At 38.5% G+C, this 8,315-nt stretch carries 7 protein-coding genes and 1 pseudogene; 5 read left to right on the forward strand and 3 right to left on the reverse strand.

Annotated features, from left to right (window positions below; translation table 11 throughout):
- Positions 1–338 (reverse strand): annotated as a pseudogene (locus tag ACFQZ1_RS26420) (hypothetical protein); the annotation flags it as partial.
- A gap of 167 nt (positions 339–505) precedes the next feature.
- Between ACFQZ1_RS26420 and ACFQZ1_RS26425 the strand changes: the two are divergent.
- Positions 506–1,600: a glycosyltransferase gene (locus ACFQZ1_RS26425; protein ID WP_377885170.1), complete on the forward strand. Its 1,095-nt coding sequence runs from the start codon at positions 506–508 to the stop codon at positions 1,598–1,600.
- A gap of 119 nt (positions 1,601–1,719) precedes the next feature.
- Here ACFQZ1_RS26425 and ACFQZ1_RS26430 read toward each other — a convergent pair whose 3' ends face one another.
- A complete protein-coding gene (locus tag ACFQZ1_RS26430; RefSeq protein WP_377885171.1) occupies positions 1,720–2,226 on the reverse strand; it encodes a hypothetical protein in 507 nt (168 codons plus the stop codon).
- 238 nt (positions 2,227–2,464) lie between these two features.
- Between ACFQZ1_RS26430 and ACFQZ1_RS26435 the strand changes: the two genes are divergently transcribed.
- Positions 2,465–3,379, forward strand: a complete 915-nt coding sequence (locus ACFQZ1_RS26435) for an NAD-dependent epimerase/dehydratase family protein (protein ID WP_377885172.1) — start codon at positions 2,465–2,467, stop codon at positions 3,377–3,379.
- Between the two features lie 504 nt (positions 3,380–3,883).
- Here the strand turns inward: ACFQZ1_RS26435 and ACFQZ1_RS26440 are convergent.
- Positions 3,884–4,738, reverse strand: coding sequence for an exosporium glycoprotein BclB-related protein (locus tag ACFQZ1_RS26440; protein ID WP_377885173.1), 855 nt, complete (start codon positions 4,736–4,738; stop codon positions 3,884–3,886).
- 589 nt (positions 4,739–5,327) lie between these two features.
- Between ACFQZ1_RS26440 and ACFQZ1_RS26445 the strand changes: the two genes are divergently transcribed.
- From ACFQZ1_RS26445 to ACFQZ1_RS26455, 3 genes are all read left to right on the forward strand, one after another.
- On the forward strand, positions 5,328–6,524 hold the full coding sequence (locus ACFQZ1_RS26445; RefSeq protein WP_377885174.1) for an IS200/IS605 family accessory protein TnpB-related protein: 1,197 nt from the start codon (positions 5,328–5,330) through the stop codon (positions 6,522–6,524).
- Positions 6,525–6,577: 53 nt separating this feature from the next.
- Positions 6,578–6,895, forward strand: a complete 318-nt coding sequence (locus ACFQZ1_RS26450) for a hypothetical protein (RefSeq protein ID WP_377885175.1) — start codon at positions 6,578–6,580, stop codon at positions 6,893–6,895.
- Between the two features lie 218 nt (positions 6,896–7,113).
- On the forward strand, positions 7,114–8,315 hold a 1,202-nt coding region (locus ACFQZ1_RS26455; RefSeq protein WP_377885176.1), incomplete at its 3' end, for a beta strand repeat-containing protein.

Here is an 8,315-nt window from a genome sequence, read left to right on the forward strand (position 1 = left end):
CCCGTGTCGCCAGTGGCACCAGTAACACCTTGAATACCTTGAGGTCCGGTAGCGCCCGTGTCGCCAGTAGGTCCAGTAGCACCAGTTACACCTTGAATACCTTGAGGTCCGGTAGCGCCAGTAGGTCCGGTAGCACCAGTAACACCTTGAATACCTTGAGGTCCAGTGACGCCAGTAGGTCCGGTAGCGCCAGTGACGCCTTGAGGTCCAGTGGCCCCAGTAGCGCCAGTAGGACCACTATTTCCACCAGGTGGGACTGGCGGCAGAGTAGGACCTAATACAGCAGAAACAATATACTCTATTGAATGAAATTGATTAGCGGGTTTTTTATTTTTCATTGATTCACCTCCAAAAGCTGTTCAATATATATTAAATGCAGCAGGGAATCGAAATGATATAGTTGTTTTAAATATTTTAAAAACATTATATTGTGATTTTATTCATATCTATATTGGTAAATTTTCCTTTCTTTTTTCATATACTACAAGGGGAAGGAGGAAGGGCTTTGGTAAAAGAGAGCATTACAATTAGCTTATGTATGATTGTGAAAGATGAAGAACAGACAATTGCTAGATGTTTAGAATCAGTACGAGAGGTTGTTGATGAAATTATTGTTGTAGATACTGGTTCAACGGATCAAACAAAAGAGATTGTTAGAGAGTATACTCCTTATATTTATGATTTTGAATGGGTAGATGATTTTGCAGCTGCTCGAAATTTTGCGTTTTCGAAAGCAACAAAGGACTATATTTTGTGGTTAGACGCGGATGATATTTTAATGGAAACAGAAAAAGATAAGTTGTTACAATTGAAGGAAAACTTGGATTGTAATGTAGATGCAGTTTCAATGTCGTATTATCTTGCGGTTGATGAAAATGGAAAACCTACTTACAGTTCTGTTCGAAATCGTTTAGTAAAGCGGATGAGAAATTTCCAGTGGATTGGATTTGTCCATGAATATTTAGCTGTTTATGGAAATATACTGAAAAGCGATATAGCCATTATGCATAAAAAAGAAAAAGAACATACGGATCGTAATCTTCGAATTTTCGAGAAGGCACTAAGGCAGGGAAGAACTTTTACACCGAGGGATACCGTTTATTATGCCAATGAATGTGTCGATCATAAAAAATATGAAAAAGCAATTGAATTATATAACCAGTTTTTAGATGGAAAAGAGGGCTGGATAGAAGATTGTATACATGCATGTGGGAAATTATCAGATTGCTATAAGCAACTGCAAAGATCGGAAGAAGCACTGCAAGCATGTTTTCGTTCTTTTCAATACGACATTCCAAGAGGAGAGATTTGTTGTCGCGCCGGTCACATATTTATGGAAAAAGGAGATTATAAGCAAGCAACCTTTTGGTATGAGAGGGCGATTACTGTCCCGTTTCAAGATTCAACTAGATTTATAGATTATGCATCTTATACATGGGTTCCCCATTTACAGCTATGCGTTTGCTATAGCCGGTTAGGGGATAATGAGAAAGCAAATTATCATAATGAACAAGCGGCAGTATATGTACCGGACCATCCTTCGGTGCAATATAACCGAGAATACTTTCGAAATCTTTTCAAAGATCATGCACAAGAATGAGTTGCTTTATAAGAGGGCTTATAATGAGGGATGTATAAACATGTTAAACGTGTGATAAATTAATTCCCTTTTTAAACGAAAAACAAGGCCATCTCACAATATATGAGGCGGCCTTGTTTTTAGGCAATTTGTGTGACTGTTAAAGTAGCAGAGCGAACATCTATAGTGTCCGCTGAGTCTACTATATCTGTAGGGACAATTTGTATTAAGTCATTGTTGTATAAGTTAATCAAAATTACACTACTTGTTACTACAACTAGACCTGTGCCATCGAAAGTTGTACGTATAGCCGTTCCAGAGCCAGGAATAGAATTTGCGAGAGTGGTACCATTTAATGTTAAGAAAAATGTAGCAGATTCACGGCCGCCAGATGGAACAGGAAAATTATCTAAAGAGACTGTTAATGTATAGCTAAGCTGATATATACCAGATCTTTTGACGATAAGTCCATGCCCAGTACTTTCTACATCAAGAAGAACAGGGACGGATACGTTTGGATTTGTATTATTACTTGGTAAAGGAATTGGTTGACCTACAGAAACAGGTGTATCACTTGCCGAAAAAGCAATCCCAAAGGCAGGGAATTCTTTTACTGGCAAAGCAAAGAAATTTTCGCAAGGATCCATATTTTCACTCCTTCGTATATTCTCATTTTATTTAATGAAAAAAATAAGTGAAACGTTATAGACAAGATACTAATTTCACTAAAAATAAGAAGAGCGCCTAATTGTAGCAAAATGCATATAGTTTACATAAATTGTAACAATATTGATTTTGTAAAAATGTTAACTTCTTTAATTAAAAAACAAGTATTTTTACTTGTCTTATATGTAAGGAAATATCGTTTTGGGGGAGGGGCAGGATTTGAAAGTTCTAGTCACAGGTGGGGCGGGTTTTATAGGTTCACATATTGTTGAAATCTTATTAGAGAACAATATAGAGACAGTGGTTGTTGATAATTTAGTTACTGGTCATAAGCATTACATTCCATCAAGAGCTGCTTTCTATTATTTTGATATACGTGATCCCGATATTGATAAAATTTTCATGACAGAAAAACCAGATTTTGTAATACATCAAGCGGCACAGGTATCTGTGCAGGAATCTGTAAAACAGCCACTTTATGATTGTAGTGAAAATATTATGGCTACTATAAATATTCTACAATCTTGTATAAAGTATAACGTAAAAAAATTTATCTATGCATCAACCGCTGCTGTATATGGGAATCCTAAATATTTACCTATTGATGAGAATCATGATCTTACTCCTATATCATTTTATGGTTTATCAAAATTGACCAGTGAAACCTATATTCAATTATTTGCAAAGCTTTCGGGTTTAAAGTATACAATTCTTAGATATGCTAATGTATATGGCGCAAGACAGGATGCAAATGGGGAAGCTGGTGTTATTTCTATTTTTATTGACCGATTATTAAAGAATCATAGTCCAATTATATATGGTGATGGAAAGCAAACAAGAGATTTTATTTTTGTTAAAGATGTAGCATATGCTAACTTTTTAGCTCTTAGGAATGCTGACAATCAAATATGTAATATTAGTTCGAATCAACAAACTTCAGTCAATGAATTGCTGAATATAATCTGTAGTGTAATGAAAATAGAAGATAAGAGAATATACAAAGAGGAAAGACCGGGAGATATTATGTATAGCTCTCTATTAAACAATAAAGCCAGAAAACATTTAAATTGGGAGCCGCAATTTTCATTGCTTCAAGGATTAGGAGAAACTGTTTCTTTCTTTCGGAAAAAATAAATGGAGTGGATGTCTTCTAGAAAAAGTATCACATTCTCTATAAAACTATTACAAATGCTTTTAGGAATGGATTTATTAAAGTAACTCAGGAGTGTTGATTACTAATTGTAGAAATGGCGGCTTTCTATAATTTTACAGATTTATTATTAATCACAGTAGCAAATGAGAGAAAACCATGCACTAGAAGCATATTCTTGTGGAGTACCTGTACTTTCAATAAATATCGGATAAGTAAAAAAGGTTGGTAATTCAGAGTTTCTAATATTAGACATTAACGGTATGATTCCTATCTTACTTTGAAATTGGATCATAAAGTATAATTATTACTTCATTTAGTAGAAATGAACGGATTGAAAAAGGTGTTAATACTCACAATGTAAATAAGCAGGCAAAGAAAAATAAATAAAGAGGAGGCTGCAGTGCTTCCTCTTTATTTACATAACTTTCGTTTTGTTGAATAGGTGTAGCGATGTTATGAAAACTTTACTACAGAAAACCTTTCAACTAAACGATTTCAACTCCGGCACTTGCGAAACCTGTAAGAATAGCAACAGCAGTAAGACCACCAGTACCGATTACGGAAAAGACCATTAATAAACGATCCCCAGCAGTTACTGGTTGACTCACTGTAGTATTGGAACCAGCGAGATTTACAGGAAATACAGTTGTGGAAGTGATACTTGGACTTAAGTTTACAACAGTACTTGTAAGTTGAGTGAAAACGTTAGTGTTATTGTTGGCTACAGTGTTTATATATAAAGATGCTTCAACGATGACGCTACCACCAAGAGGAAGAGTTACATTAAGACCTGTAGCAGTAAAGTTCGCCCATACTGATTCAATGGTGCCGTTGCGAGGCATTGTAAATGCTTCAGTTGCTCCTAGGGGAAGGGTAAGAGTATTAGGAGATGCTCCCGATAAAGTAATACTAGGAATAGAAGACCCAAAGCCAATAGCACTTCCAACAGCAAGAGCTCCGCCCAAAGCAGTAGCTGGTGTAATAGGTGTTGTGCCAGATGCAAATGGAATGATAGTACTAGAGCCAGCAGGTCCAGTGCCACCAGTCGGTCCAGCAGGTCCAGTGCCGCCAGTCGGTCCAGCAGGTCCAGTGCCGCCAGTCGGCCCAGCAGGTCCAGTGCCGCCAGTCGGTCCAGCAGGTCCAGTGCCGCCAGTCGGTCCAGCAGGTCCAGTACCGCCAGTTGGTCCAGCAGGTCCAGTACCGCCAGTCGGTCCAGCAGGTCCAGTTGGCCCAATTGGTCCTCCAGCAGGCCCAGTCGGCCCAGTCGGTCCGGTTGGGCCTATTTCTGGTATAGGAAATGCACAAGGAAATGGCATAAATTTATCTTGATTATTACCCAAATTTTTAACCTCCTTAATCTTTTTATAAAAATAGTGACTTCAATACATTTTATGAATAATGAAGAAAATGGTACTAGGTTGTCTCACAAAATGGGACATTTTCTTTTTAAAATTACACTGTAACTCAAATTATCTTTAAATTGCTTTTTTTCTTGTGAAGGCAGCTTAATTTCATTGTTTCATAAGAATTACACATAAACTTTATACTCAGAGATTTATAATCATTATCTTCTATTAGAACGATTGTTACTGTGCATGAGGGTATAAATGCAGCGTTGGTTTCTGCTCTTAATAAGTTAAAAACAACAGCTGCATTTGGAGCAATTGAAGACTGTAACAATGATATACGATAGCGAAATAGATTTGGTTGGTCTAATTTCTGATATAGGAAATGCACAAGGGAACGATATAAAGTTATTTTTATCCCGCTATTCGCGGGCAGTAAGGCTCCCATCTCAAGATTCATAGAAAAGCAAAGAAGATAGGTGGGGGATGAATCGCTTTTTTGTTTTTTTTAAGTACATAAACAGAAACGTATGTTCCTTTTTAGTATACTTTGTGTATACAAAACAAGAAAGGAGCGTGTCCAATGAAAAAAGCATATTTTTCAATTCGTATCTATAAGAATGCACTGAATCCGAAGTATGTTGAAGCGATTGGACATGCTCTTTTCGTATTTAATCGTGCGAAGCATTTCGCTTTTCAAACGCAAGTGTTAGAAAAACGTTCTGGCACCTCCAGACGTTCTGATAGTATGCAAATGACTGTAAAATCGCGATTTAGTCTGAATGATTATTATGCAAATAGTGCTATGCAGGAAGCCCATGCACTGTTTTCTTCTCAGACAGAATTGAAGAAATTGTCTATCGAAAATAAAAATGAACAGATGAAAGCTGTAAAAAAGAAGATTAAGAAAACCAAATCAGATTTGACAGTGTTGAATAAAATGAAAACATCTTTTATCAAAGGGCAGCCAAAGTTCAATAAAACATCCAAAGAACAACAAATGGGACGATATTTTGTTGTTCAATTTAAAAAGAGAACGGATATTTACTATCATGCTTATCAATTTGAGCATGAATATTTAAATGTGCGTATTCAAACACTTCGTTCTCGTTTGGGTAGCCTTGAATTTCGGCTGGATAGACTACAAAAACTACTTCATAGTTTAAAAAACAAAGTTTCTTCTGGTGTATTTGGAAGTAAAAAATTATTCAAAGCACAACATACTGTAGATACGTATGTTCAAAATCATACACTTTGGGTTCAGGATTTTGAAAAGGCTCGTTACAATCAAATGTTGATTTCAGGTCGAAAAGACGCGAAATCAGGAAACTTTGTATTTACATACAATATAGAATCGCAATCTTTACACTTTACAACCCCAAACGGTGTTGCAGTTGAAATTCCAAACCTTACATTTCCGTATGGACAAGAACAAGTGAATGCAGCTGTTCAAAACCAATGGAATTGCAAAGATAAAAAGAATGCAGGAAAACCAATCAGTTGGGCAATTGAAGATCACGGGGATTACTACATTTTTAAATGTTTAATAGATATTGAAGAAAGCCAAAATAAAAACTTCAGCAAATCCGATGGTGTCATTGGAGTAGACTGTAATTTTGATCACTTTGCTTGGTCAAATATCAATAGACAAGGACAACTCATAAAAACAGGTGTATTATTCTTTGATATTTTAGGTAAAACGTCAGAACAAATTACTAAAATTATGGAAGCAGAAGCCATTGTATTAGTTGATATTGCCGTAAAAGCAAACAAACCGTAGCGGTATTTGAGGTAAATCCAGCGTACACTTCTCAAATTGGTAAAACCAAATATATGAAACGTTTTGGTATCAGCATTCACCAAGCAGCTTCTTATGTCATTGCTAGAAGAGCAATGGGATGTAAAGAAAAACTTCCACCAGTTTTGTATTCACTATTACCGGAGAAGATGGTAGGTCTGCATCATTGGGCGCAATGGAAGTGGCTGTCTGGTATCCTGTCTGATTTGCGTGTTCACACATTCTATCAGATGGAGCTTTCGAACCATAACAAGATTCGTTCTGTGAACGAACTTTTTCCTCCAGTGGCTCTTACAGACTTGGAAGTAAAAGGTTTGTCTAAGTTTGAAAGCAGAAAAACTATACCTTGTTGAATGGGTATGGTCTGCTAAGTATTTTCTTAGTTGTCCCTTTTGGGAATCCCCTTCCTCAAAAATTCGTTAGGATTTTAGGTGGGAGTAGTTCAATGTAAAGGTATTTGGTAATACTTTTGGTAACAATTTTTTCATGTGGAATCCGACCTATTTATTATTTCCTAGTATGTACAAGCCATATAGTGAATAAATTCTTTAGAGAAAAGGGAGGTGTATACATGTCAGAGGGAAGTGGGAAGTATTCAAAGGGATTGAATCCAGATGATTTTTTATCTGCTGAGATGCCTAATACCAATCTTATAGGTCCTACTTTACCACCAATCCCACCCATTACAGTGCCAACCGGAGCAACAGGAGCAACGGGACCAACAGGAGATACTGGTCCAATGGGAGCAACAGGAGCAACGGGAGCAACAGGAGATACTGGTCCAATGGGAGTAACAGGAGTAACCGGAGCAACAGGAGTAACAGGAATTACTGGTCCAACCGGAGCAACCGGAATTACAGGAGTAACGGGAGAGACAGGATCAACAGGATCAACAGGATCAACAGGATCAACTGGAGATACAGGAGCAACCGGAGTAACTGGAGTAACTGGAGCAACGGGAGCAACAGGAGATACTGGTCCAATGGGAGTAACAGGAGTAACAGGAGTAACCGGATCAACAGGATCAACTGGAGATACAGGAGTGACAGGGGCAACGGGAGTAACCGGAGCGACAGGATCAACTGGAGATACAGGAGTGACAGGGGCAACGGGAGTAACCGGAGCGACAGGATCAACTGGAGATACAGGAGTGACAGGGACAACGGGAGTAACCGGAGCGACAGGATCAACAGGAGTAACCGGAGATACAGGAGTAACGGGAATTACAGGAGCAACCGGAATTACAGGAGTAACGGGAGAGACAGGAGTAACAGGGCCAACCGGAATTACAGGAGTAACGGGAGAGACAGGAGTAACAGGGCCAACCGGAATTACAGGAGTAACGGGAGATACAGGAGTAACAGGACCAACAGGAGTAACCGGAGATACAGGAGTAACGGGAATTACAGGATCAACAGGAGCAACAGGATCAACTGGAGATACAGGAGCGACAGGAGTGACGGGAGATACAGGAGATACTGGTCCAATGGGAGTAACAGGAGTAACCGGATCAACAGGATCAACTGGAGATACAGGAGTGACAGGGGCAACGGGAGTAACCGGAGCGACAGGACCAACAGGAGTAACCGGAGATACAGGAGTAACGGGAATTACAGGAGCAACAGGAATTACAGGAGCAACAGGAATTACAGGAGCAACGGGAGATACTGGAGCGACAGGACCAACAGGAGTAACAGGGCCGACCGGAATTACAGGAGTAACGGGAGAGACAGGAGTAACAGGGCCAACCGGAATTACAGGAGTAACGGGAGA

Source organism: Bacillus sp. CGMCC 1.60114 (assembly GCF_042676365.1).
Classification (GTDB): domain Bacteria; phylum Bacillota; class Bacilli; order Bacillales; family Bacillaceae_G; genus Bacillus_A; species Bacillus_A rhizoplanae_A.